Annotated in this window: 16 protein-coding genes; 4 read left to right on the top strand and 12 right to left on the bottom strand. The window is 63.2% G+C overall.

Annotation, left to right across the window (positions count from 1 at the left end; all coding sequences use genetic code 11):
* Positions 1-48: 48 nt before the first annotated feature.
* The gene (locus RC54_RS08880; RefSeq protein WP_061789338.1) at positions 49-894 is read right to left on the bottom strand and encodes a LysR family transcriptional regulator; all 846 of its coding nucleotides are present in this window, start codon (positions 892-894) and stop codon (positions 49-51) included.
* 183 nt (positions 895-1,077) lie between these two features.
* On the opposite strand from RC54_RS08880, the gene RC54_RS08875 reads away from it, so the two are divergent.
* The 3 genes from RC54_RS08875 (at position 1,078) to RC54_RS08865 (ending at position 2,488) form a co-directional block, all read left to right on the top strand.
* Positions 1,078-1,461, top strand: coding sequence for a tautomerase family protein (locus RC54_RS08875; protein ID WP_058895048.1), 384 nt, complete (start codon positions 1,078-1,080; stop codon positions 1,459-1,461).
* Positions 1,462-1,719: 258 nt separating this feature from the next.
* The gene (locus RC54_RS08870) at positions 1,720-2,040 is read left to right on the top strand and encodes a type II toxin-antitoxin system TacA family antitoxin (RefSeq protein WP_082686011.1); all 321 of its coding nucleotides are present in this window, start codon (positions 1,720-1,722) and stop codon (positions 2,038-2,040) included.
* Positions 1,991-2,488 carry a Rossmann-fold NAD(P)-binding domain-containing protein gene (locus tag RC54_RS08865; RefSeq protein WP_058895046.1) on the top strand — a complete coding sequence of 166 codons (498 nt, stop codon included), beginning with the start codon at positions 1,991-1,993 and terminating at the stop codon, positions 2,486-2,488. The genes RC54_RS08870 and RC54_RS08865 overlap by 50 nt, the downstream gene beginning before the upstream one ends.
* A 97-nt stretch (positions 2,489-2,585) precedes the next feature.
* Here the strand turns inward: RC54_RS08865 and RC54_RS08860 are convergent, their stop codons facing one another.
* The 5 genes from RC54_RS08860 to RC54_RS08840 form a co-directional block, all read right to left on the bottom strand.
* Positions 2,586-3,782 carry an aminotransferase-like domain-containing protein gene (locus RC54_RS08860; protein WP_058895045.1) on the bottom strand — a complete coding sequence of 399 codons (1,197 nt, stop codon included), beginning with the start codon at positions 3,780-3,782 and terminating at the stop codon, positions 2,586-2,588.
* 87 nt (positions 3,783-3,869) lie between these two features.
* On the bottom strand, positions 3,870-4,328 hold the full coding sequence (locus RC54_RS08855) for a RidA family protein (protein ID WP_058895044.1): 459 nt from the start codon (positions 4,326-4,328) through the stop codon (positions 3,870-3,872).
* Between the two features lie 173 nt (positions 4,329-4,501).
* Positions 4,502-5,440, bottom strand: a complete 939-nt coding sequence (locus RC54_RS08850) for a DMT family transporter (RefSeq protein WP_061789339.1) — start codon at positions 5,438-5,440, stop codon at positions 4,502-4,504.
* A gap of 55 nt (positions 5,441-5,495) precedes the next feature.
* Complete coding sequence (locus tag RC54_RS08845) at positions 5,496-6,095, bottom strand: LysE family translocator (RefSeq protein ID WP_058895042.1); 600 nt, start codon at positions 6,093-6,095, stop codon at positions 5,496-5,498.
* Positions 6,092-7,183, bottom strand: a complete 1,092-nt coding sequence (locus tag RC54_RS08840; RefSeq protein WP_058895041.1) for a threonine dehydratase — start codon at positions 7,181-7,183, stop codon at positions 6,092-6,094. The genes RC54_RS08845 and RC54_RS08840 overlap by 4 nt, the downstream gene beginning before the upstream one ends.
* A 181-nt stretch (positions 7,184-7,364) precedes the next feature.
* Here RC54_RS08840 and RC54_RS08835 point away from each other — a divergent pair, with 181 nt between their 5' ends.
* Positions 7,365-8,861 (top strand): aminotransferase-like domain-containing protein, encoded by a 1,497-nt coding sequence (locus RC54_RS08835; protein ID WP_058895040.1) that lies wholly within the window; start codon positions 7,365-7,367, stop codon positions 8,859-8,861.
* A gap of 9 nt (positions 8,862-8,870) precedes the next feature.
* On the opposite strand, the gene RC54_RS08830 is transcribed toward RC54_RS08835, so the two are convergent.
* From RC54_RS08830 to RC54_RS08805, 6 genes are all read right to left on the bottom strand, one after another.
* Positions 8,871-16,835 (bottom strand): calcium-binding protein, encoded by a 7,965-nt coding sequence (locus RC54_RS08830; RefSeq protein ID WP_061789340.1) that lies wholly within the window; start codon positions 16,833-16,835, stop codon positions 8,871-8,873.
* Positions 16,836-16,967: 132 nt separating this feature from the next.
* Positions 16,968-18,671, bottom strand: a complete 1,704-nt coding sequence (locus RC54_RS08825) for an ATP-binding cassette domain-containing protein (protein ID WP_058895038.1) — start codon at positions 18,669-18,671, stop codon at positions 16,968-16,970.
* A 26-nt stretch (positions 18,672-18,697) separates the two neighbouring features.
* On the bottom strand, positions 18,698-20,365 hold the full coding sequence (locus RC54_RS08820) for a hypothetical protein (RefSeq protein ID WP_061789341.1): 1,668 nt from the start codon (positions 20,363-20,365) through the stop codon (positions 18,698-18,700).
* Between the two features lie 127 nt (positions 20,366-20,492).
* A complete protein-coding gene (locus RC54_RS08815; protein ID WP_058895036.1) occupies positions 20,493-21,866 on the bottom strand; it encodes an HlyD family type I secretion periplasmic adaptor subunit in 1,374 nt (457 codons plus the stop codon).
* Positions 21,863-22,636: an OmpA family protein gene (locus tag RC54_RS08810; protein WP_174526087.1), complete on the bottom strand. Its 774-nt coding sequence runs from the start codon at positions 22,634-22,636 to the stop codon at positions 21,863-21,865. The genes RC54_RS08815 and RC54_RS08810 overlap by 4 nt, the downstream gene beginning before the upstream one ends.
* Entirely contained in the window at positions 22,636-24,291 is a 1,656-nt protein-coding gene (locus RC54_RS08805; protein WP_061789342.1) for a TolC family protein, read from the bottom strand. The genes RC54_RS08810 and RC54_RS08805 overlap by 1 nt, the downstream gene beginning before the upstream one ends.
* Positions 24,292-24,374: the final 83 nt, after the last annotated feature.

Here is a 24,374-nt window from a genome sequence, read left to right as displayed (position 1 = left end):
GCAGCCTAAACAGCGGCAGCTCAACCGCCCCCCTGATCCCTGTGCTCTTCACCCTGCCTTCAAAGCCGCCACCAACGCACGCAACGCCGCCTGCGTGCGCGGCTCCTTCAGGCGTGAATGCAACATCACCTGGGCCAGCGGCAGGGATGGCAAACCCAGGCGTTCGCCCACTTCCACCGCTGCGGGCGGGGCGCTGCGATGGAGCAGCGCCGAGACCGCCAGGCCCGCGCTGACCGCCGCGCCCACGGCCAGGATGCCGCCGCCGATGAAGACCTCGATCCAGTCGATGCCGGCTTCATCCAGGCGCCGCAGCGCCAGTTCGCGGATGCCGCAGGTCGAGGAAAAGGTCGCCACCCGCAAGGCCGGGCCGGCCCAGCATTGCGCCTCGGGATGGGCGAACCAGCCGATGCGCTCTTGCATGACCAGCTTGCCGCCACGCTGGCGCGGTTCGCGGCGCACGATGACGGCATCCAGCTCGCCCTGCTCGTAGAGCGGCATCAAGTCGTGCGAGGAAGCGACCCGGACTTCCACCAGTACGCCGGGGTCCACGCCATGCACCTGCGCCAGCGCACGCGGCAGGCTGGCGCCGGCGACGTGGTCGCTGATGCCCACGGCAAAGCGTAGCGGCCCTTCCTCCAACTGTTCCAGGGCGCGCTCGTGCGCCGCCAGCAGTTCGCGGGCAGCCGGCAGGAATTGCTGGCCTTGCGGCGACAGGCGCACCCGGCGCGGAGTGCGCTCCAGCAGGCGGCGCCCCAGGCGTTCTTCCAGTTTCTTGAGCTTGAGGCTGACGGCCGACTGCGTGCTCTGCAGCGCCTCGGCCGCACGGGTGAAACTCTGCAGCTCGGCCGCCAGCACGAAGGCTTGGACGGCGTCCAGGTCGAGTGGGCGTTGCATATCGGAGGACTCCTGGGCAAGGCAAGAAAGGGGCGATGCAATGATTCGAAATTCAAATCATTGAAATCATCTTTTCGCCATTTTTTAAATCATTGCACCAGCATACCATGCAGGACATGGGCAGACATGGCTGCCCTGCTTTCTTGACATTACCCACCCTTATCGACCTGCAAGGAGAACATCATGCCCCTGGCCCGCATTTCCCTGCTGCGCGGCAAGCCCCGCGCTTATCGCACCGCCATCCTCGACAATCTCTACCTGGCCCTGCATGAGAGTTTCAGTGTGCCCGAGGATGATCGCTTCATGATCGTGACCGAGCATGATCCGGAAGAACTGGTCTTCAGCCGCAGCTACATGGGCATGGCGCGCTCGGATGATTTCGTGCTGATCCAGCTCACCGTCAGCAACACCCGCACACAGGCGCAGAAGAACGCGCTCTATGCGCGCATCGTCGAGCGCTTGCAGCAGGATCCGGGCATCCGGCCCGACGATGTGATGATCAGTCTGGTAGAGGGGGACAAGGGTAACTGGTCCTTTGGGCGGGGGCTGGCGCAGTATGTGATGTGAAACAACATGGAGGGCCCGCCAGAAGGCTACTGGCCCATTACGCGGCATCTCGGTCATGCTAGGGCATGTTCACACACCAGCATGTGGCGCCATTTTGACACCGCAATAGAGTCATTCTGTCACCATGTGTTAGGATAGCTATTCTGGTTCAGAACAGGCCAGATAGGAGTTGTTTGACGAGAAAGCGGCAGCAATTTCCTTTTTCACTTACGCGGAGAGACTCCTCCAGATATTCTCCGCGAGAAAGCACTGATCACCATGACCGATATCGTTGAAAGGGGTCGTATTACGGCCCGCGTGCCATTGGCAGTTGAAGCCAAGCTGCGTGAAGCTGCCGATCTGGTCGGGGCAACAGTAAACCAGTTTCTGGTACAAGCCGCCTTGGAGAAAGCCAATGAAGTGATCGACCGCGAACGTTTCATCGCAGTCACACCTCGCGATGCTGCATTTTTGTTGAACTTGCTTGACGACCCATCGCCGGCAAATGCCAAGCTGATGCGAGCGCGCGAGCGTTATCATCAGGCCCGACATGAACGAGTACTTCGTAACGCCGCTGGACACAAAACTTCATCAGACTGAGCATTTTGATTGTGGCGTACCAGTCCTGAACCACTGGTTGCGCAATACTGCCGGACAACACCAGAGCAAGGGGATTTCCCGTTCTTTTGTGCTCGCCTCCGATGACGCCCCTTCCACCGTCACTGGCTATTACGCGCTCGCTATTCGCCAGATGATAGCCACGGCAGTCCTCCCCGCTGAGTTCTCCAAGCGCTTGCCACGGGAAGTCCCTGCTCTGACTCTGGCTCGATTGGCAGTCTGCCAATCCTTGAAAGGACAAGGATATGATGAGTTCTTGTTGTATGACGCGCTGTGGCGCGCCAAGCAAGCCAGCCAGCAGGTAGGGGGCAGTTTGCTTTTCGTCGATGCCAAGGATGTGCGTGGTGCGCAGTTCTACATCCAATATGGGTTCAAGCCCATGCCTGATTCTCCGTTGACCTTGGCCATCCCCATGTCAACGATTGCTTAGGGCCGCAAGCAATTTCTCATCTGAAAAAGAAAAAGGCTGGCGCTGCCAATGGCAACCCCAGCCTTTGGATCTTCATGCGCAGACCCATCCAGCCTGATTACAGCTTGGCAGCGATCAGCTTGCCCAGGCGCTCCACGCCGGCGCGGATCTGTTCCGGCGGCACGGTCACGAAGGACAGGCGCAGGGTGTTCTTCTGCGCCACGTTGGCGTAGAACGGTGCGCCGGGGACGAAGGCGACCTTTTCCTGTTCCACGGCTTCATTGAGCAATGCGCCAGCGTCGATGTGCTCGGGCAGGGTCACCCAGATGAACATGCCACCTTCCGGCTTGCTCCAGCTGCAGCTGGCCGGGAAGTACTGTTGCAGCGCGTCCAGCATGGCCTGGCACTGGTCGCCGTAGAGCTTGCGGATGGTCGGTACGTGCTGGTCCAGGAAGCCGTCCTTGATGGCTTCGTACACCACCATCTGGGTCAGTTGCGCGGTGTGCAGGTCGGTGGCTTGCTTGGCCTGCTCCATCTTCAGGATCAGGGGTCGCGGAGCGACCACGTAGCCCAGGCGGATGCCAGGGGTCAAGACCTTGGAGAAGGAACCCATGTAGATCACGCCGGCCGGGTTCATCGACAGCATCTTGGGCAGCGGTGCATTGCGATAGCTCAGGGCGCCATACGGATCATCCTCGATCAGCGGCAAGCCCAGGCGGGCACAGGTTTCCACCAGCTTGAGGCGGCGCTCCACGGGCAGCGTGCGGCCGGTGGGATTCTGGAAGTTGGGCAACGAATACAACATGCGAGCGCCAGCGGCGATGGCTTCGATGGTCTCCGGCTGCAGGCCGGATTCATCGCTGGGCACCGACTCGAACTTGGCACCGTAGAGCGCAAAGGCTTGCAGCGCACCCAGGTAGCTGGGGGTCTCGACCAGCACCTTGCTGCCTTCGTCGATCAAGACCTTACCCAGCAGGTCCAGGCCTTGCTGGGAACCGGACACCATCAGCACCTGTTCCGGGGTGATCTGGGCGCCGTCCGAAGAGAGCGAGGCGGCGATCCATTCGCGCAGCGGCAGATAGCCATCGGTGGGACCGTATTGCAAGGCCATCTTGCCTTGCTGGCTCAGCACGCGGTCGAAGGCGACCTTCATATGCTCCACCGGGAAGGTCAAGGGCGAAGGCAGGCCACCGGCGAAGGAGGTGATGTCGGGACGCATGGTCACCTTCAGGATTTCACGGATGGCCGAGCTCTTCATGGCTTCGGCACGCTGGGAGAACTGCCATTGCAGCGGTGCGGGGTTTTCGAGTTTCATACGGTGCGCTCTACCTGTGTTCTGTGTGAGATGGTGCTGTGGGCCGTGCGGCTTCTGCAGGCCGCAGCAACCCGGTAAGACGGTGGATCAGGCGATCTCGGCGATCATTTCGATTTCCACGCAGGCGCCCATGGGCAGTTGGGCCACGCCGAAGGCGGAACGGGCGTGCTTGCCGGCCTCGCCGAAGACTTCACCGATCAGCTCAGAAGCGCCATTGGTGACCAGGTGATGTTCGGTGTAGTCACCGGTGGAATTGACCAGGCTCATGAGCTTGACGATGCGCTTGACGCGGGTCAGGTCGCCGCCACAGGCTGCCTGCAGGGTGGCGATCAGGTCGATGGCCACGCCGCGTGCGGCTTGCTTGGCGTCGTCGGTGCCGATGTCGCGACCCAGTTGGCCGACCCATACCTTGCCCTCCTTCTTGGCCAGGTGGCCGGAGAGGAAGACGGTATTGCCGGTTTGTGCATACATCACATAGGCTGCTGCCGGGGTGGCCACGGCGGGCAGTTCAATGTTCAATGCTTTGAGCTTTTCATAGACGGACATGCGGTACTCCCTGTTGGTCAGCGCCCTCTTGCGGCCTTCTGCCGCGGGCTCTGCGCGTTGACAAAATGTAGAAAAACAAGTGTTCGATTATCTCAAAAAACCGGACCTTTAGCCCGCTGCGGCTGAACTATTTCGGCTCGCAAACCCGGTCAGAGCAGCGTCAGCCGCCCGTTTCAGCGGCGCACGGCCATGCGCCGACCGATGGCCACCACCACGATCACGGCCAGGGCGAAGAGCATGTTGCTCGCATCCAGCGCTTCATCGGCGATCACGGCCGCGCCCAGCAGGCTCATGAAAGGTTGCAACAATTGCACCTGACCAACGCGGGCGATGCCGCCCAGGGCCAGGCCCTTGTACCAGAAGAAAAAGCCGATGAACATGGAAAACAGCGAGACATAGGCGAAGGCCAGCCAGGCCGGGGCCGAGGCGCTCACGCCGTATTGCCAGCCCAGCCACAGCGACACTGGCAGCATCACCGGCAAGGCCACCACCAGCGCCCAGGCGATCACGTTCTGGCCCCCCATGCTCTGCGCCAGGCGACCACCCTCGGCATACCCCATGGCGGCGGTGAGGACGGCGGCAAAGAGCGCAAAGTCGGCCGGATGGAAACTGCCACCGCCCTCACGCAGGGCAAAAGCGATCACGATGCCAGAACCCGCCAGCGCAGCCAGCCAGAACCCGGTCGAGGGCCGCTCGCCGAAGCGCAGCGCACCGAACAAGGCAGTCGCCAGCGGCAGCAGGCCCACCACCACGGCACCGTGCGCAGCCGGTACATAGCGCATGGCAATCGAGGAAAACAGCGGAAAACCCACCACGACGCCCAGGGCCGTGATGATCAAGCCGCGCAACTGCTGCGTCGTCGGACGCGGAGCCTTGATCCAGGCCAGCAGCGCCAGCGCGCACAGGCCGGCCACGACCGCCCGGCCGAAGGCGACGAAGGCCGGGTTGAGCTCGGCTACGGCAATGCGGGTAAAGGGCAGCGTCAGACTGAACACCGCCACCCCCACCAGGCCCAGCCACATGCCGCGGCTTTCATGACGGGCCGGACTGGCGTCGGACTCAGTTGGCGGGGTTGGCGCGGTGGGTGCGGCTGCTTTGCTGCTTGCCTGCATGAGATGTCCCCGTTGTCGAATTGGAATAAACGATATAAAAGATTGTCGCCCCCCCTCACAGCCAGATCGCCAGCGCCGCATAGAGCGTGAGCACGATCATGGTGGTGGCGAAGACCACTCGCCACAGCGGCTCTTCGAGATAGCGCCGCAACAGCGAACCGGCGCCTGCCCACACCGACACGCAAGGCAGGTTGACGACACAGAACACCGCACAGTAGATCAGGATGGCCAGCCGTCCGGCGTGTTCATGCAACAACGGCATGAAGGCCGATGCGCCGGTGATGGCCATCACCCAGGCCTTGGGATTGGCGAACTGGAACATGGCCGCAGCCCAAAACGACATCGGCTGCAACGCCCGCTCAGCCGCCTGTGCCACGGCCATGTGCCGCAATTGCCAGGCCAGGTAGAGCAGATAGGCGCAGCCCAGCGCCTTCAACAGCAGCACCACTTGCGGCAGCGCCACCACCAGTTCACCTATACCGAATGCGCATACGGCCAGCAGCACGCCAAAGCCGAAAGTGATGCCCAGCAGGTGCGGCAGCGAGCGGCGAAAGCCGAACCAGATCCCGGACGAGGTCAGCATGATGTTGTTCGGCCCCGGGGTGATGGAGGAGACGAAGGCAAAGGACATCAAGGGCAGCAAGGCGTCGATCATGCCGTTCTCCCTGGCGTGGCCGCCAGCGCGTGCACCTGGGCCGGCGCCAGCAGCGCATCGGCAAGCGCACTCGGGCGCGCCAGCACCTGGGCATACACATCGTGATCGACGTTACCACCGGAGAAGGTAACACCGATCTTCTTGCCGCGCAGGCGCGTACGCAGTTGCAGCGCGGCGGCCAGGGCACAGGCTCCCGCGCCTTCGACCACGTTGTGGGTGGCGATAAAGGCCAGCTTCATGGCATCCATCACTTCGTCGTCGGTCACGGCCACCACTTCATCGACATGGGCAAACATGACTTCCAGCGCGGCCTGATCCGGCACGCGGCAGGCCACGCCATCGGCGAGATGGGTGGTGACCGGGGCTTCGATCTTGCGGCCGGCGTCGAAGGACAACTTGTAGGCCAACGCATGGGCCGAGACCACGCCGATGATGCGGGTCTTCAGGCCCAGGGCATTGCGTGCCGCCACCGCGCCGCAGATGCCCGAGCCCTGGCCCACGGGCACCAGCACCAGGTCCAGCGCCGGCTGGGAAGTGAACAATTCCATCCAGTAGGTGGCCACCCCCGCCACCAAGTTGCGGTGGAGCGAAGGAATCATGTGCCATTGGCGCTCGGCGGCCAGTTGCTGCGCGTGTTCGCGACTGTCCTGGAATTCACGGCCGTGTTCGATCAGGTCCACGCCCAGCGCACGCATGGCGACATTCTTTTCGCGGCTGTTGCCCTCGGGGACGACGATGGTAGCCGCGATACCGAAGCGACGCGCCGACAGGCCGACCGACTGGCCATGGTTGCCGCGGGTGGCCGAGATCACACCGGACAGTTGCGGCTGCTGACGCGCCAGGTGGTGCAGATAGACCATGCCGCCGCGCACCTTGAAGGCGCCGGTCGGAGCGTGGTTCTCATGCTTGACCCAGACTTCGGCACCCAGCGCCTGGTTCAGCAGCGGCCAGCACAGTTGCGGTGTGCTCGCCATGCCGGCATAGACGATGCCGGCCGCTTGTTCGATCTCGCCCAGGCTGGGAAGCAGGTCCTGGATATTGCGGGTAACGGCGTGGGCGATGGCGGCATTGGCGGCATTGGCGGTCATGATGGCTCTCTAGAAAAGATGCGGGATAAGTACGGCAAACGAGTTCAAAGCGAACAGACCTCTGGCAATTCGCTTACTCTGCCGGCCTGACTTTCGCTTGTATTGGAGGTCATCCTAGCCGACAATACCGATACAGTACCTGTACACTTTTCCAAATAATTCCGAACATTGTCACGGTAAAATGACCAATACAGTTAAGCATCTGCACAGCGTACCCACCACCACAGTCGCCAGCGACAGCGCCCTGCCCGGCTGGCCGCTGCTCTTGCGCGAGAGCGGTGAATCTCTGGTGGACCAGATCGTGCGCGGGGTGCGTGCCCGCATCGACGACAAGCTCTTGCGCGGCGGCGTGCGGATGCCGTCGATCCGGCAGTTCGCCGAGGCCAACGAGATTTCGCGTTTTACGGTGGTAGAAGCCTATGACCGGCTGGTGGCCCAGGGTTACCTGGAATCTCGGCGCGGTTCCGGTTTCTACGTCAAGGAGCGGGCCCCCATGGGCGGCGCCTACGGCAGCACGGCGGCGCAAGCCGAAGCCCAGGCCGAGGCCGGACGGGGTCTGGACGTGGTCTGGCTGGTGCGCAACATGTTCCGCCAGCTGCCGCCGCACAAGATGCCCGGTGGCGGACTGCTGCCACCCGACTGGCTCGATGGCGAACTAATCGCCAATGCCCTGCGCGCAGTGAGCCGCGACAACCCGGCCCTGCTGCTGGGCTATGGCACGCCACTGGGCTTCCTGCCGCTGCGCCAGCAGTTGCAGTTGAAGCTGGCAGAGCTGGAGATTGCGGCCGCGCCCGAGCAGATCGTGCTGACCACGGGTGTCACGCAAGGGCTGGATACGGTGGCGCGACATTTCCTGCGCCCGGGTGACGTGGTCTTCGTGGACGATCCAGCCTGGTTCCTGATGTTCGGCTCCTTCGCCGCGCTAGGCGCCAAGATCGTCGGCATCCCGCGCCTGGGCGACGGTCCCGACATCGCCCACCTGCGGGAAATGGCGGCGCTGCACAAGCCCAAGCTGTACGTGATCAATTCGGTGCTGCACAACCCGACCTCGACCTCGATGTCGGCCGCCAAGGCCTTCCAGGTGCTGCGCATCGCCGAGGAACACGACTTCATCCTCGTCGAGGACGACATCTACTGCGACATGCACCCCGGCTCCGCAGTGCAGCCGGCCACCCGCATCGCGGCGCTGGACCAGTTGCAGCGGGTGATCTACCTGGGGGGATTTTCCAAGACCCTGTCGGCCAATCTGCGGGTGGGCTATATCGCCACCTCGGCTGAGCTGGCCCGCAGCCTGGCCGACCGCAAGCTGCTCTCGACCCTGACCACCGGCGAGATCGGTGAACGGGTGGCCTACAAGGTGCTCTCCGAGGGGCATTACCGCAAGCACACCGAACGCCTGCGCGCGCGGCTCAATGGGGCCCGCGAAAAGGTGATGCGGCACCTGGAAAAACTGGGCATGGAAGTGGGCGACCCGCCACCCTGCGGCATGTTCCTGTGGGTCGATACCGGGCGCGATACCAATGTGCTGACCGAAGAGGCGATGGAGCAAGGCTTCCTGCTGGCGCCGGGCAGCCTGTTCTCGCCCTCCCAACTCCCCTCCACCCACATGCGCATCAACGTGGCCAGCATGTCGGACCCCGGCATCTGGCGCTTCCTGGAACGGGCGATGGCAGACTAGGGCCTGTTCCTATGCCGTCACCAGGTGGATACGGGCGATCTCCTGGTTGCTGGAGTTGTAGAAGGCATAGTCGGTGGTACCGGGGAAGTAGACGTAGTGGTCCGAGCCATTGGCCATGATCTGCAAGCTCTCGCTGGTACTCATCTTCACCGTCAGGATCTTGGAACTGCCGCTGCCGGCCATGCCCATCTGACGCACGTCATCGGCGGTGATGATGATGTTGGTACTGTTGCCGGCACTCACGTCCAGCGTGGTGATGCCGGTGATCTTGCTGGCGAAGTTGCTGAGCTGGAGTTGCGAACCCAGGTCGGCGAAGTGCAAGGTCGTCACCCCGGCGCCGCCGTTGATGGAATCGATGTTGGCGTTGCCGGTGTTCTGGTTGACCATGTCGCTCTGCGCCCCGGCCGAACTGTTGGCGCCGGCGCTGACGTTGATCAGGTTGCTGCCGCTGCCCACGCTGACACTGTTGTGTCCCCCTTCCACCACGTTGAAGACATCGGTGCCGGAACTGGCGCCCCCGCCGCTGAGTGAATTGGTGGTGTTGTTGCCGCGCGCGGTGAGGACGTTGGCGCCGCTGTTGCCGGTCAGGGTACTGTTGACGTTGGCGCTGCCTTCCAGGTTGGAGATGCCGACGTAGCTGTCACCACTGGCGTCGCCGCCGCTGCCGCCGCTGACCAGACTGGCGGTGATGTCGTTGCCGGTCGAGTAGAGATAGCTGACGGTATCGCTGCCACCGGCGCCGCCATTGAAGACGTTGGTGGCGCTATTGGCATAGAAGGTATCGCTGCCGGCACTGCCGGTGACGTTCTGGATGTTGGCGTAGGTGTCGCCTGCGGCATAGCCGCCGCTGCCGCTGCCGTGGTACAGGTCCACTACCACCGGCGTGCTGCCCGAGCGCGCATAGTTGACCGTATTGGTCCCTGTCCCGCCATCGAAACTGTTGGCCACCGAGCTGGCGTAGAAGGTGTCATTGCCGGAGCCACCGGTGAGGTTGGCGATATTGGTGAAGGTATCTCCGGCCGCATAGGTGCCGGTGGCCGCCAGGGTGTTAGTCAAGTCCACTGTCACGCCACCGGTATCGTACTCATAGCTCACCGTATCGACCCCGCCGCTGCCACCATTGAAGTTGTTGGCCTGGGTGCTGGCCTTGAACAGGTCGTTGTAGGCGCTGCCAATCACATTGTCGATATTGACCAGCACATCGCCCTGGGCATCGCCACCACTGCCGCTGCCGTTCTTGAGGTCGATGGTCACCGCCGAGCCCGAGCCGGCATAGGAGGCAAAGGTCGAGGCCCGGTTGCCGTTCACGGCCGTGATGGTGTCGGCCCCGGCGCCGCCTTCCAGCACCGAGCGCGTGCCGGTGGTGGCAAAGCCGGTGATGGTGTCGTTGTAGGCACTGCCAACCACGTTCTCGATGTTGACGTAGGTATCGCCTTGCGCATAGTTGCCGCTGCCGCTGCCCGCAGAGAGATCGACGGTCACGCCATTGGTACCGTCAGCGCTGCTGGAGAGCGAATAGTTGACCGTGTCGGAACCGGCCCCGCCATTGAACTTGTTGGCATTGGCGCTGGCCAGGAAGGTATCGTTGTTGCTGCTGCCGATGACGTTGTCGATGTTGGTCAGGACATCGCCCTGGGCATCGCCGCCGCTGCCGCTGCCGGCTTGCAGGTTGATGGTCACGCCGGCGGAAGAACCGGCGTAGGAGGCATAGGTATCGGCCCGGTTGGCGGCATTGGCGATGAGGTTGTCGGCGCCCTTGCCACCGGTCAGTACCGAAGTCACGCCGGGCGTGGCGAAGCCGGTCAGGGTGTCGGCCCAGTCGCTGCCGATCACGTTCTGGATATTGCTGTAGCTGTCGCCCTGGGCGTAGTTGCCCGAACCGCTGCCGGCGCTCAGGTCCACCGTCACGCCAGTAGAGTTATTGCTACTGGTGGAGCGGGCATAGCTGACCGTGTTGGAGCCGCCACCGCCTTCCAGGAAGTTGGCGGCGGCGCTGGCCACGAAGGTATCGTCGTAGTTGCTGCCGGTCAGATCCTGGATGTTGATCAGGGTGTCGCCCGCCGCGTAGCCGCCCGAGGTACCGGTGCCATTGGTGTAGTTCAGGTCCACCGTGACTGCGGCGTTGGAGCTGGCATAGCTGACCCGGTTATGTGAACTGGAGGTGCTAGCGCCACCGTCGAAACGGTTGGCAGCAGCACTGGCCACGAAGGTATCGTCGTAGCTGCTGCCGGTCAGGTCCTGGATGTTGGTGAGCGTGTCGCCCGCCGCATAGCCGCCCGAGGTGCCGGTGCCATCGGTGTAGTTCAGGTCCACCGTGACGGCGGCGTTGGAACTGGCATAGCTGACGCGGTTGTGCGAACTGGCGGTACTGGTGCCACCATCGAAATTGTTGGCCGCAGCGCTGGCCACGAAGGTATCGTCAAAGCTGCTGCCGGTCAGATCCTGGATGTTGGAGAGCTTGTCGCCGGCCGCATAGCCACCCGAGGTGCCGGTGCCGTCAGTGTAGTTCAGGTCCACCGTGACGGCGGCGTTGGAGCTGGCATAGCTGACCCGGTTGTGCGAACTGGACGTGCTGCTGCCGCCATCGATGACGTTGGCATCGCTGCTGGCGAGGATGGTGTCGTCAAAGGCCGAACCGATGACGTTCTGGATGCTGCTATAGCTGTCGCCCTGGGCAAAGCCGCCGCTGCCCGAGCCGTTGGCCAGGTTGACCGTCACCGCCGCCGTGGAATTGACGTAGCTCACCGTGTTGGAGCCCGTACCACCGGCAAAGCTATTGGCATTGTTGTCGGCGATGAAGAGATCATCGTAGTTGCTGCCGATGACGTTCTGGATGTTGGTGTACTGGTCACCTGCAGCAAAACCATTGCTGCCCACTCGCTGGAACAGGTCCACCGTGACGCCGTTGCCATCATTGGCACGGGCATAGCTGACGGTGTTGTTGCCGCCGCCACCATCGAAATTGTTGGCCACAGCACTGGCCACGAAGGTATCGTCGTAGTTGCTGCCGGTCAGATCCTGGATGTTGACCAGGGTGTCGCCCGCCGCATAACCACCGGACGTACCGGTGCCATCGGTCGAATTCAGGTCCACCACCACGCCGGCCGTCGAACTGGCATAACTGACCCGGTTGTGCGAACTGGACGTGCTGGTGCCACCGTCGAAGCGGTTGGCCGCAGCGCTGGCCACGAAGGTATCGTCGAAGCTGCTGCCGGTCAGATCCTGGATGTTGGTCAGCGTGTCGCCCGCCGCATAGCCGCCCGAGGTGCCGGTGCCATCGGTGTAGTTCAGGTCGACCGTGACGGCGGCATTGGAACTGGCATAGCTGACGCGGTTGTGCGAACTGGCGGTGCTGGTGCCACCATCGAAATTGTTGGCGGCGGCACTGGCCACGAAGGTATCGTCAAAGCTGCTGCCGGTCAGGTCCTGGATGTTGGAGAGCTTGTCGCCCGCAGCATAGCCACCCGAGGTGCCGGTGCCATCGGTGTAGTTCAGGTCCACCGTGACGGCGGCGTTGGAGCTGGCATAGCTGACCCGGTTGTGCGAACTGGCGGTGCTGCTGCCGCCATCGATGAGGTTGGCATCACTGCTGGCGAGGATGGTGTCGTCAAAGGAAGAACCGATGACGTTCTGGATGCTGCTATAGCTGTCGCCCTGGGCGAAACCGCCGCTACCCGAACCGTTGGCCAGGTTGACCGTCACCGCCGCTGTGGAATTGACGTAGCTCACCGTGTTCGACCCCGCGCCCCCGGCAAAGCTGTTGGCGTTGTTGTCGGCGATGAAGAGATCGTCGTAGTTGCTGCCGATGACGTTCTGGATGTTGGTGTACTGATCGCCTGCGGCAAAGCCATTGCTGCCCACCCGCTGGAACAGGTCCACCGTGACGCCGTTGCCATCATTGGCACGGGCATAGCTGACGGTGTTGTTGCCACCGCCACCATCGAAATGGTTGGCCACAGCACTGGCCACGAAGGTATCGTCGTAGTTGCTGCCGGTCAGGTCCTGGATGTTGGTCAGGGTATCGCCAGTCGCATAACCACCGGAGGTGCCGGTGCCGTCGGTGTAGTTCAGATCGACCGTGACGCCAGCGTTGGAGCTGGCATAGCTGACCCGGTTGTGCGAACTGGCGGTGCTGGCGCCGCCATCGAAGTTGTTGGCCGCAGCGCTGGCCACGAACACATCGTCGAAGCTGCTGCCGGTCAGGTCCTGGATGTTGGTCAGCGTGTCTCCCGCCGCATAGCCGCCCGAGGTGCCGGTACCGTTGGTGTAGTTCAGGTCCACCGTGACGGCCGCATTCGAGCTGGCATAGCTGACCCGATTGTGAGAACTGGCGGTGCTGGTGCCACCGTCGAAGTTGTTGGCCGCGGCACTGGCCACGAAGGTATCGTCGTAGATGCTGCCGGTCAGATCCTGGATGTTGGCCAGCTTGTCACCGGCCGCGTAACCACCCGAGGTACCGGTGCCGTTGGTGTAGTTCAGGTCCACCGTGACGGCGGCATTGGAGCTGGCATAGCTGACCCGGTTGTGCGAACTGGCGGTGCTGCTGCCGCCATCGATGCTGTTGGCCTGGCTGTTGGCGATGACCAGGTCATCCAGGGCGGAGCCGACCACATTCTGGATGTTGAGGTAGGTGTCGCCATCGGCAAAGCCGCCCGTGCCGGTGCCGTTGACCAGGTTGACCGTCACGGCCGCCGTCGAGAACGCATAGCTGACGGTATTGGAGCCCAGGCCGCCGTCGAGGACGTTGTGGTTGTTATCGGCGATGAAGGTGTCATCGTAGGCCGAACCGATCACGTTCTGGATGCCGCTGTAGGTATCCCCTCCTGCAAAGCCCGCACTGCCCTGTCCATGGTACAAGTCGACCGTAACGCCATTGCCGTCGCTGGCCTTGGCGTAGCTCACGGTGTTGGTGCCGGCGCCACCGACGAAGTCGTTGGCAGCCAGGCTGGCGATGAAGGTGTCGTCGTAGGCGCTGCCGGTGACGTTCTGGATGTTGACGTAGGTATCGTTGTCGGCATAGCCGCCACTGCCGCTGCCCAGCACCAGGTCTACCGTCACTGCGGCATTGGAGGCGGCATAGCTGACCCGGTTGGAGCCGGCGCCACCATCGAAGTTGTTGGCCACGGCACTGGCGACGAAGGTGTCGTTGCCGCTGCCGCCGGTGAGGTCCTGAATGTTGGAGAGCTTGTCGCCCTGGGCGTAGCCGCCCGAGGTACCGGTGCCGTCGGTGTAATTCAGGTCCACCGTCACCGCCGTGGTGGAGGCGGCATAGCTGACCCGGTTGTGATTGGAACCGGCGCCATCGAAGGTGTTGGCGTCGGCGCTGGCGACGAAGGTGTCGTCGTAGGCGCTGCCGATCAGGTTCTGGATGTTGCTGAAGGAGTCGCCCGCCGCATAGTAGCCGCCGGTACCGGTGCCGATGGCATTGGTGAGATCGACCGTCACGCCACCGGTCGAGAAAATGTAGCTGACCGTATTGGAGCCGCCGCCGCCGTTGAAGTTGTTGACGTCGGCGCTGGCAATGAAGGTGTCGTTGTAGGCGCTGCCGATGAGGTTCTGGATGTGCGCCAGCACGTCGCCCTGGGCATAACCGCCAGAGGTGCCGGTGCCATCCGTATGGGTCAGGTCAACCGTGACGGCGGCATTGGAATTGGCATAGCTGACCGTATCCGAACCGCCCAGGCCGCCGTTGAAATTGTTGGCGGCGGCACTGGCGATGAAGGTGTCGGAATAGGAACTGCCGACGATGTTCTGGATGTTGGTATAGGTATTGTTCTGGGCATAGCCACCGCTGCCGCTCATGGTGATCATGTTCACCGTGACCGCACCCGTGGAGGCCCCGTAGTTCACCGTGTCGGAACCGCCGCTACCGCCATCGAAATGCACGCTGTCCACACCGGCGATGAAGACGTCATCGAAGGCCGAGCCGATGGCATTCTGGATGTGGTTGTAGCTGTCGCCCTCGGCATAGCCGCCCGTGCCGCGTCCGGAGACGAAGTTGATCGACACGCCCGCGGTCGAACCCGCATAGCTCACCGTATCGCTGCCACCGCTGCCGCCGTCGAAACTGTTGGCATCGGCGCTGCCCACGAAGGTATCGTTGTAGGCGGTACCGATGACGTTCTGGATGCGCACATAGGTATCCCCCGCTGCCGCGCCACCACTGCCCACGCCGCTTTGCAGGTTGACGTTGACGCCGGCGTTGGAGTTGACATAGGACACCGTATTGGAACCCAGCCCGCCATCGAAGCGGTTGGCGTCGCCACTGGCGACGAAGATATCGTTGAAGTCGCTGCCGATGACGTTCTGGATATGGGTATAGGTATCGCCCTGGGCATAGCCGCCCGTGCCGGTGCCGGTCACCAGGTTGACCGTCACGGCCGCCGTCGAGCCGGCATAGGAGACCGTATCAGAGCCGCCGCTGCCGCCATCGAGGCGATTGACTACCGCATTGGCCACGAAGGTATCGTCAAAGGCGCTGCCGCGCAGGTTCTGGATGTTGGAGAGCTGGTCGCCCTGGGCGTCGCCGCCGCTACCAAGCCCGGTCACCAAGTTCACCGTCACGCCCGCAGAAGAGCCGGCGTAGCTGGCGGTATTGACGTTGGTGCCGGTGCTGTTGACACCACCCAGCAACTGGTCGGCGCCGGCCCCGCCCTGGAAGAAGGTATTGCCGGTGCCACCATGGAGGATGTCGTTGCCGGCACCACCATAGAGCAGGTCATTGGCATTGCTGCCGTAGATGGTCACGCCGCCATCACCGGCATGGACTTCGTGCGGCAAGCCCTGGGCCGGCAACACCAGCACCGGGTCGCCGGTGGCCGGGTCAAGATAGCTCAGGTCGCCATACACGCTGGCATCCTTGACGGCCACGTGGCGCACGTCGGTCAGGGTCTGCGGTCCGCGCGAGGTGGAAACGGTGGTGGTGAAAGTCAGGTCAAAAGCCTGGTGTACCGGTGAAGAAGGATTGGCTTCTACCGTACTGTACTGCAACTGTAATGGGAAGTCGGTCTGACCGGCAGCGACCGTCATCTGGAAGCGTCCGCCGCCGAGATCGGTGCCGTTGACGATGCTCATGTTGCTGGGCACACCCGAGACGATCACCGAAACCACCGAGCCATTGCCGGTGATGTTGACGTCGAACACCTTGATGAAGGTGCCAGCGTTGTTGCCAGCCGCATAGATGGTATGTACGTCATTGCCGGCATTGATGACCTGGGTGCTGAACTGCAGCGGCAGGCCAGCATCGGTGGCCGAGACCGGGATGCCGCCGCTGCCAAAGAGGGTGTCCCCGCTCTGGGTGATGGTGGTCAGGTTGACCAGCTTGACGGTCATGGCCGGCTGCGAAGGATCGGGCAGGATCTGCGGCGTAGGGATGGAGCCCGGGCGCTCCGGTGGCAGTTGTGGCTCGACCTGTTTGATCGGCGCATCGTTGGCGTTGGGATTGGTGCTCTGCGCAAAGACCGATTGCGAGGACGGCTGGCTTTGCGAGGCCGCAGCGGCGGCGGCCGTGGTGGTGGTGGGATGACTGGTGTCACCGGCGGTGAGCGGGCCGGTGGAATTGGCGGTCTTGCCGGTACCGCTGGTACTGGTCAGCGAGGCCGAATTGTCACTGATGATCTGGGCGAACTGGGTACTGCCGTCACTGCCCACACTGGCCGAGTTACGGTCTATCGTCACCTGCTGGGCCGGCGCCACATTGGGGGCCGAGGCCACCGGGTCGGAATTGAGCACGCGCGACTGGTCATTGGGCTTGAGCGCGATCTTGCCCACGGTGTCGAGCAGCTTGCCGGTGGCGGCACTGGTGTCGGCAAACTTGACCTTGGACTTGTCATCCATGGCTTCCATGGCGCCACCGGCCAGCACCACCTTGGTGCCATCGGCCATGTGCAGCACCAGGTCCACATCGACCACCTGCACGTGCTGTACTGCCGCTCGGTTGGCGTTGATCTGGAAGCTGCCGGCCTGGTCCGGCATGACCACCCGTACCGGGCCAGTTACCTTGTCCGCGGAGTTCGCTTGTGATGGGCTTGCGGTTGCCATGTTCCCTCGCTATCGAAGATCGTTCGAAACTGTATCGGTACACCCTGGCCGACTGTCAGGCCGGGCTTACTGCAAAATCTGGTCGCGCGGCCCATCGGCCACGATGCGTCCACCATCGATGACGATGATGCGCTCTACGTGGCGCAACAGCGCTGGACTGTGCGTGGCCACCACCAGCGTGCGGTTGCCGGCATAGGCCACCAGCCGCTCGATGATGCGGGCCTCGCTTTGCTGGTCCACACCGGTGGTGGGTTCATCCAGCAGCAACACGCGCGGGGTGGCCGCGATCACGCGCGCCAATGCCACCATCTGGCGCTGGCCACCGGAGAGGTTGCCGGGTGCCTTGATGGCCTGGTCCAGGCGCAGCTCGCCACGCGCAATCAGGTCGTCCAGCGAAGACACCGCCAGCGCGGCCTCGTACACCTGGCCCGGCACGCGGTCGCCGATGAAGATGTTGGCCGCCACCGTGCCATCGAAAAGGAAGGGTTCCTGGGGCTTGAAGCCGATGCAGCGCATCCGCACCTCGGGCGCATAAGCAGTCACGGCCACGCCATCGATGAGGACATGGCCTTCATCGGGATGGTGCAGCCCGGCCAGCGCGCGCAGCAATGTGGACTTGCCGGAACCGGAGCGACCGACGATGCCGACCTTCTCGCCCGGCTGGATGGTCAGCGAGACGTTCTTGAGGGTTGGATTTTCTTTCTTGTCCAGATGCAGCAAGAGGTTGCCGACCTGGATCAGGCCGCGCATTTCCTGGCGCAGCACATCGGCGCTGGCGCGCTGCGGCTGGTCCTCGAACAACTGGTCGAACTCGGCGCGGGCGCGGCGGAACATCTCGATACGGCCCAGCAGCGCAGCCAGTGAAGAGAGCACCGTGGTGGCGCGACTGATGAGCAGCGAACAGGCAATGAGCGCACCCACCGTCAGCAAGTTCTCTTCCACCAGATAGACCCCCACCACCAGCGTGGCCACCGAGACCAAGGTGTAGCCCACCGAGGAGACGGCATAGCTGGTATTGACCCAGAAGCGGCTCTTGGCCTGGGCCACGGCGTTGGTCGCGGCATCGATCAGGAAGGCGCGCATGAGGCGATCCTGTAGCGGCGTGGTCTTCAAGGTTTCCATGCCATAGACGATGCTGGCCAGCTTGTCGATCTTGCCGGTACCGGCCTTCATGGCGGCATGGGCGTAATCATTGGCAGGCACCTTCAACAACAGTTGCAGCCCCACCAGCAAGCCACCGCCCACCAGCAGCACCCACACCATGTGGCCACCGATCAAGCCCAGCACCACCAGATAGAGCACCAGGAAAGGCAGGTCCACCAGCAGCAGCATGTAGTTGGAAGAGAGCAGATCGCGTGCAGCCGAAAGATCGCGATAGCGCGCCAGCACCACACCCACCGGCGCCTGCACCTTGGCGGTCAACAGGCGACGTGCCGAGACTTCGTCGAATTCGCCATCCAGGCGCCCGGCCAGTTGCTCGGTGTAGTACACGCGGATGACGCGCAACATCAGTTCCAGTGCGATGAAGAGCAACATGCCCAGGGTCAGCGCCCAGAGCGTTTCGGGGATGTGGTTGCCCAGTACCTTGTCGTAGATCAGCCGCGAATACAGCGGCAGCAGCAAGCCCAGCAGGTTCACCAGCACCCCGGCCACGATGATTTCCACGAAGCGGCTGCCATAGGCGCGCAGCAGCGTCAGGTAAGACGGGTCCGAGCGCAAGTCCTGCAGGGCTTGCGGCTGATCGATGTGGACTGGTTGACTGGCGTTCATGGGGCTGGGTGGCGTTCAGGCCGCCTTCAGGCGCCGCTGCGATTGGCGGCGGTGAGTTCGCGGATCGCTTCGCGCAGCTCCAGCCGCAAATCCTTGACCATGGTCTGGCGGCCGCTGCGCATTTCCTCGATGACGGTCTGCCAGTTGATGTTCTGGCGCATCAGGGCTTCGGTGATCGAGGTCAGCGATTGCGGGATCGCGCCCAGGTTCTTGACGCGATCGTTCTGGGTCGCCATGTGCTTGGCCAGGTCGATCTGCAACTGGCGTGCCGAGAGTGCATCGCGGGCCATGTTGCTGGAGTTCTCGCCGATGGTGCTGCCCAGTTCGTTCAGGCGTGCCGCCACCGTGGCCTGCAGTTCGCCCTGGTACTGGATGGCGCCCATTTCATCGGCCAGGCGCACCGAGATCTGGTTCAGCAGGGCCGGCAGTTGCGCGATGTTCTGCGCGCTCTTTTCATTCATATTGGAGATTTCGCCCTGCTGTGCCTGCAGCGAGGTCAGGGCCGAAGACAGCGCCAGTTGGCCGGCCTGGATGGTGGTGACGATCTGCGGCAGTACTTCGAAGGTGCGGTTGGCGATGTCGCCATTGACCGAGAGGCGTTCTTCCAACGAAGACAGACTGTCGGAGAGGTCGCGTGCCGAAGTGATCTTGGTATTGATCAACTGGCCGACGTTGCGGATTTCTTCCAGGGTCTGCTGCGCCGTCTCATGCATCCGCGGGCCGAAGGCCACCAACTGGCGCAGGCTGCGCGACTCTTCCATGCTGTCGTTGAAGAGCTGGACGATATTGTTCAAGCGATCGTTCAAGCCTTCCAGCTTGATGCCGGCCTGCAGCGAGACTTCCGAACTGTTGCGGGCGGCCATGATGGATTCGCGCTGCAATACCATCAGGTCTTGCAGGAATTCGGCCAGGAAGGTTTCCGAGACGCCCTGACGCTGGGTGGCGGCCGGGCCGCTCATGTCATGCACCACGTGCTGCACCATGTCGCTGATGCATTCGCGGGCACGGGTGACCAGCTTCTTGCTGGCCGCGCGCAAGGGCGTGAGCGTCAGGCCCAGGGCCAGCGAACCGATCAGGCCGAACATGGAGGCCGAGAAGGCGGTACCCATCGAGGCCAGCGGCTTTTGCAGGTCGGCCACCAGGTGCATGAAGGAAGCATCCATATCGCCGCCGGCACTGGCCTTGCCGAAGCCATCGATGAGCGCGGCCGTGCTGACCAGGGTTTCGAGCAGGCCGATGAAGGTCCCCAGCAGACCGAGCGCAATCATGAAGCCGGTCAGGAATTGTGGGAACTCGGTCTTGGCATCGAGGTGGGCGCGCAGGTCGTGCAGCGAGCCTTCGATGGTTTCCTGTTCGATACGCGAGGTCAGCCGACCCTTGGTGCTGGCCACCGAGACCAGCACCTGGCCGATCTCGGTGCCGTCGAACTCGGGCGCCTTGACCAGGCTTTCCATCGATTCACCGGCCTTGGTGCGGTCGTAGAACTGCATCAGCTTGGCGTATTCCCAGTTGACGCGGTACAGGTTGTAGCCGATCAGGCTCACGCCGAATACGGCCACGGCGATGATGAACAGGTTCAGGAAGGGATTGATCTGGATCGCATGACCCACGAATCCCCGGAACAGGAAGGCGCCCAATAACAGCAGCAGTGTCGGGATGGCGGCAAGTGCGTAGAACTGGCGAAGGTTTTTCATACGAGCGAGGTTTCGGAGAAAAGGACGCAGGGAAAGTGCTTGGTGCAGAAAACGTCAACAGCCGCAAAGCCTTGGTGGATGGGCCTGAGCGACGGATATAGATGTGCATGGAACAGGATGAGCGGGTTCATCGCGGCTCCCGCAGGGCACCCTGGCCGAAGCGCGACAGCGGTGACATCAGGTACTGCCACACCGTGCGGCGACCGACGATGATGTCGGCGCTGGCGGTCATGCCAGGCATCAGGGCCAGCTTGCGCTGCAACGCATGGTCGCCACGCTGCACGGCGATCTTGATGCGATAGCTGCGTTCGCCGCGCGGGTTGTTGTCGTCCGGTACGGTGTCGGCGCTGATCTCGGTGACCACGCCCTCCATGGCGCCATAGACGCCATAGTCATAGGCCGAGACCTTGACCCGGGCGCGCGCCCCAGGCACCAGTTCGGCCCGGTCGGTGGGCGAGATGCGGGCTTCGATGACCAGCTTGTCGTCGCTCGGGGTCATCTCGATGATGGGGTCGCCCGGGCGCACCACGCCGCCCACGGTATTGATCATGACGCGGTTGACCACGCCATCCATCGGCGCCTTGACCTCGGAGCGGGAGACCCGGTCATTGCGCGACTTGATCTCTTCCTGCAGGCGCGCCAGTTCGGTTTCGGCGGCGGTCAGTTCGGTGCGGGCGTCGGAGCGGAAGCGTGAGGCAGCCTCGCCCATCTTGGCCTGCGATTCGGCAATGGCCGCCTTCAGGCGCGGGATCATGGCATCGTTGGCGGCCAGCTTGCTCTGCGCATCCTGCACGCGGGCGGCGGCCTGGATGTCTTCCAGTTGCGAAGCGGCGCTGCGTTCGAGCATGTTGTGGATCAGCTTGTACTGGCGCTGGGCCAGATCCAGTTCGCTGGCCTGGCTCTTCTGGCGGCTGATGGCCTCGCCCAGTTCGGCCTGGCGCTGGGCCGCCTGTTCGCGCAGCACCGACAGTTCCTGCATGAGCTTGGCCGAGCGCGCGGCAAAGGCGGCCTGCTCGCTCTGCACGGCGGGGTCGTCGTGATCCAGGTCGGCGGGCATCTGCAAGCTGGCAGCACCCGAGGCTTCCGCACTCAGGCGGGCGATCTTGGCACGCAGGCCGAGGATCTTCACGCGCCCTTCACCGAGGTCGGCATTGGCGCGCACATCGGCAATCGAGATCAGGGTCTGGCCCTTCTTGACCACCGCCCCTTCACGCACCAGGATGGCCGAGACGATGCCACCCTCCAGGTGCTGGATGACCTGATTGTGTTCAGAGGCAACGATGCGGCCACTGCCGCGCACCACCATGTCGATGGGCGCGAAGATGGACCACACCACCAGCAAGACCAATAAGGCCGCGCAGGTCAGCACCGCCAGGCGCGGCCGCGGCATGGCCTGCAGCTCACCCAGGCGGCGATCCAGGCGCGGCGCCACGCGGCGCATGAAGCCCTTGCTGCGGGATGCGATCCCGTGGCCGGTGCCGGGCTTGAGCGAGAGCGTCATTTTGCTGCGGCCTGGTATTGCACGATCACGCGGGCATCGTTGCCACTGCCGTTTTCATCGGTGGCCACGCGGCTGGTGACGCGCTCCTTGTCCACGCCAGCGTCGATCAGGTAGTTGCGCACCGCCACGGTGCGATAGTAGGCGCGGCGCCGGCTCTCGCTGTAGGCGCCACTGCCGATCACGCCGGTGACCACGATCTTGCCCTGGCTGGACTTGGCGCGGCGCACCCAGTCACCGATGCTCTTGTCGAGCGCACGACTGCCCTCTTCATTCAACTGGGTGGAATCGGCATCGAAGTTGAGGGTGACGGCCTTTTCATTGGCGTCGATGCGCAGGCCCGGCGCCACTGGCTTGTCGTTGGGTTCGGTCTTGACCTGGATCGCATTGGGGCTGGACGGCGCGGCATCGCTGCGCAGGCTGCCGTTGTCGGATTGCAGCGGCGGCGCGGCCAGCTTGGCCTTGAGGCTGGCCACTTCGCGCTTCAACTGTTCGATCTCCTGCGCCTTTTCGCGCTCGCGCGCCGTTTCGGCACTATTCGTGCTGGTGCTGTCGGCGGTGGCGATGGTATCGGTCTTCTTGGCTTTGGATTCACCCACCACCTGCGCCTGGCCTTGCGAGATCAGCTTGCTGACCTTCATCTGCGCCAGTTTCTGCGAGTAGTAGAACAGGGTCACCACGAACACCACCACCACGAAGATCATCACCAGCACCACATTGGACAGCGCGTCCACGAAGCCGGGCCAGAAATTCTGTTCCTTGCCGCCCTCCATCATTCCCCCGTCTTGTTTGACGCCCGCGTGGGCAGGGTTTCCAGTGCCGAGGCGCGACCGGTGTTGCGCAGGATCTGGTAACTGATGTCGGCCTGCTGGAACAGCAGGTTGGCAAAATCCATGCGTGCCTGGTAGGCCTGCTGGTAGGCATCCAGCACGTCGAGCAATTGCTTGCTGCCGGTGGAGAGCTGCTCCAGGAAGACATCGGCCACGTTGGCATTGGTGAGATAGGCCTGGCGCGAGATTTCCATGCGCTTTCTCACCGCGCCCAAGGTGCGGTAGTTGATCTCGATCTGCTCTCGCAACTTGCGTTCCAGGTCCAGCGCGGTATTGCTCTTTTCCACGTACTTGGCGCCGGCCTGCTTGCTGTAGTACACGTCGGAGCCGCCATTGAGCAGGTTCATGGTGACCACCATCATCAGGCGCCGGTCGGTGGTCAGTTGCAGGCTGTTGTCGGTAGTATCGATGGCCCCGCCCGCCCCGCGGGTCTTGGTCTGGGTCCATTCCACGGCCAGCGTGGGCGAGAACTTGGCGCGCGCCGACTTGAGCTCCAGGTTGGCGGCATCGACATCGCGCCGCGCTGCACGCACGCCGGGATTGGTCTCGTAGATATCCTGCAGGGCCAGTTTGGAGGTGTCGGGCACCACCGGCATCATGTGATCCGGCACTTCGATCTGCTCGATCTTGCGGCCGGTGATCTGATTCAGGCTCACCATGGCGCTTTCCAGCGCGCCCTCGGCCTCGGCCACCGCCGATTGGGCGGTCAGCGAGCGGCCGCGCACGCGTTCGAAGTCGATGCGACTGGCGCCACCGCCTTCCAGGCGCTTGCTCATGTAATCCAGCAAACTGCCCATACGCTGCGCATAGCTGCGCGAGAACGACAGCGTGGCATAGGCGCGCATGACGTCGTAATACGCCTTGATGGCGTTGTAGTACAGGTTTTCGCGGGCATCGTCGCGACGCAGGTCGGCGGCGTCGGCCAGCGAGCTGGACTTGCGGTAGTCGTAGTAGGAGCCGGGCGCGAAGATGGGCTGACGGCCGATCAGGGTTACGTCCCAGCGCTTGTGGTAGGAAGCGCGCTGGATCTGACCGGTGTTGGGGTCCAGCACCGATGACGGCGAGGAATATTCATTGCCCTTCTGCGCCCGCAGATCCAGAGTCGGTCCCAACTGCCCGGCGGTGGCCTTGGCCGCGTAACGAGCCTGGTCGGCCTGGGCGGCGGTGGCGGCAAAGCTGTAGCTGTTGCCCAGCGCCAGATCGAGCACGCTGCGCAGGGTCAGGTCAGGCACCGTCTCTCCTTCGGTGACGATGCTGATCTGCGGCAGGGCAATCCGGTTACCGGAAAAGTCTGGATCGGACTGGCGCAACAGCAACAGGATCTCATCCTGGGCCGACGACGCAGGGGTGTCGGCCGGCAAACCCGGCAAACGGTAATCGGTAGCCGACGGCCCGGCCGGATCGGCGCCCAGCCGGATCTGCGGCGGCGTATCCAAGGTATTGTCCAGCCTGACCGGCTGGGCCTGGCCTGATACGGCCGCCTCGCCCGAAGGCGACAACTTGTCCGCAGCCCACACCACCGCCGCAGGATGCGCGGCCAGCCCGAGTGACACTGCGAGTACGAAACGCTTGCTTTTGAGAACTATCATCAACGCCATCAGCCGGTATCGCACCGGCCTCCCCTGCCCAACCTCACCCAAGGAAAGAATCGGCAGCCCTCTCGCTGCGATTCCCGTCATCA

Source organism: Herbaspirillum rubrisubalbicans (assembly GCF_003719195.1).
Classification (GTDB): Bacteria; Pseudomonadota; Gammaproteobacteria; order Burkholderiales; family Burkholderiaceae_D; genus Herbaspirillum; species Herbaspirillum rubrisubalbicans.
This window is presented reverse-complemented; position numbering and strand designations above follow the sequence as displayed.

Bases quoted from the DNA above. Each gene is read 5' to 3' on its own strand.
- RC54_RS08850 (WP_061789339.1), bottom strand. From the start codon at position 5,440: ATGCAGGCAAGCAGCAAAGCAGCCGCACCCACCGCGCCAACCCCGCCA.
- RC54_RS08875 (WP_058895048.1), top strand. From the start codon at position 1,078: ATGCCCCTGGCCCGCATTTCCCTGCTGCGCGGCAAGCCCCGCGCTTAT.
- RC54_RS08810 (WP_174526087.1), bottom strand. From the start codon at position 22,636: ATGGAGGGCGGCAAGGAACAGAATTTCTGGCCCGGCTTCGTGGACGCG.
- RC54_RS08835 (WP_058895040.1), top strand. From the start codon at position 7,365: ATGACCAATACAGTTAAGCATCTGCACAGCGTACCCACCACCACAGTC.
- RC54_RS08860 (WP_058895045.1), bottom strand. From the start codon at position 3,782: ATGAAACTCGAAAACCCCGCACCGCTGCAATGGCAGTTCTCCCAGCGT.
- RC54_RS08805 (WP_061789342.1), bottom strand. From the start codon at position 24,291: ATGGCGTTGATGATAGTTCTCAAAAGCAAGCGTTTCGTACTCGCAGTG.
- RC54_RS08840 (WP_058895041.1), bottom strand. From the start codon at position 7,183: ATGACCGCCAATGCCGCCAATGCCGCCATCGCCCACGCCGTTACCCGC.
- RC54_RS08830 (WP_061789340.1), bottom strand. From the start codon at position 16,835: ATGCCGGACCAGGCCGGCAGCTTCCAGATCAACGCCAACCGAGCGGCA.
- RC54_RS08845 (WP_058895042.1), bottom strand. From the start codon at position 6,095: ATGATCGACGCCTTGCTGCCCTTGATGTCCTTTGCCTTCGTCTCCTCC.
- RC54_RS08820 (WP_061789341.1), bottom strand. From the start codon at position 20,365: ATGAAAAACCTTCGCCAGTTCTACGCACTTGCCGCCATCCCGACACTG.
- RC54_RS08855 (WP_058895044.1), bottom strand. From the start codon at position 4,328: ATGTCCGTCTATGAAAAGCTCAAAGCATTGAACATTGAACTGCCCGCC.
- RC54_RS08865 (WP_058895046.1), top strand. From the start codon at position 1,991: ATGAACGAGTACTTCGTAACGCCGCTGGACACAAAACTTCATCAGACT.
- RC54_RS08815 (WP_058895036.1), bottom strand. From the start codon at position 21,866: ATGACGCTCTCGCTCAAGCCCGGCACCGGCCACGGGATCGCATCCCGC.
- RC54_RS08870 (WP_082686011.1), top strand. From the start codon at position 1,720: ATGACCGATATCGTTGAAAGGGGTCGTATTACGGCCCGCGTGCCATTG.
- RC54_RS08825 (WP_058895038.1), bottom strand. From the start codon at position 18,671: ATGAACGCCAGTCAACCAGTCCACATCGATCAGCCGCAAGCCCTGCAG.
- RC54_RS08880 (WP_061789338.1), bottom strand. From the start codon at position 894: ATGCAACGCCCACTCGACCTGGACGCCGTCCAAGCCTTCGTGCTGGCG.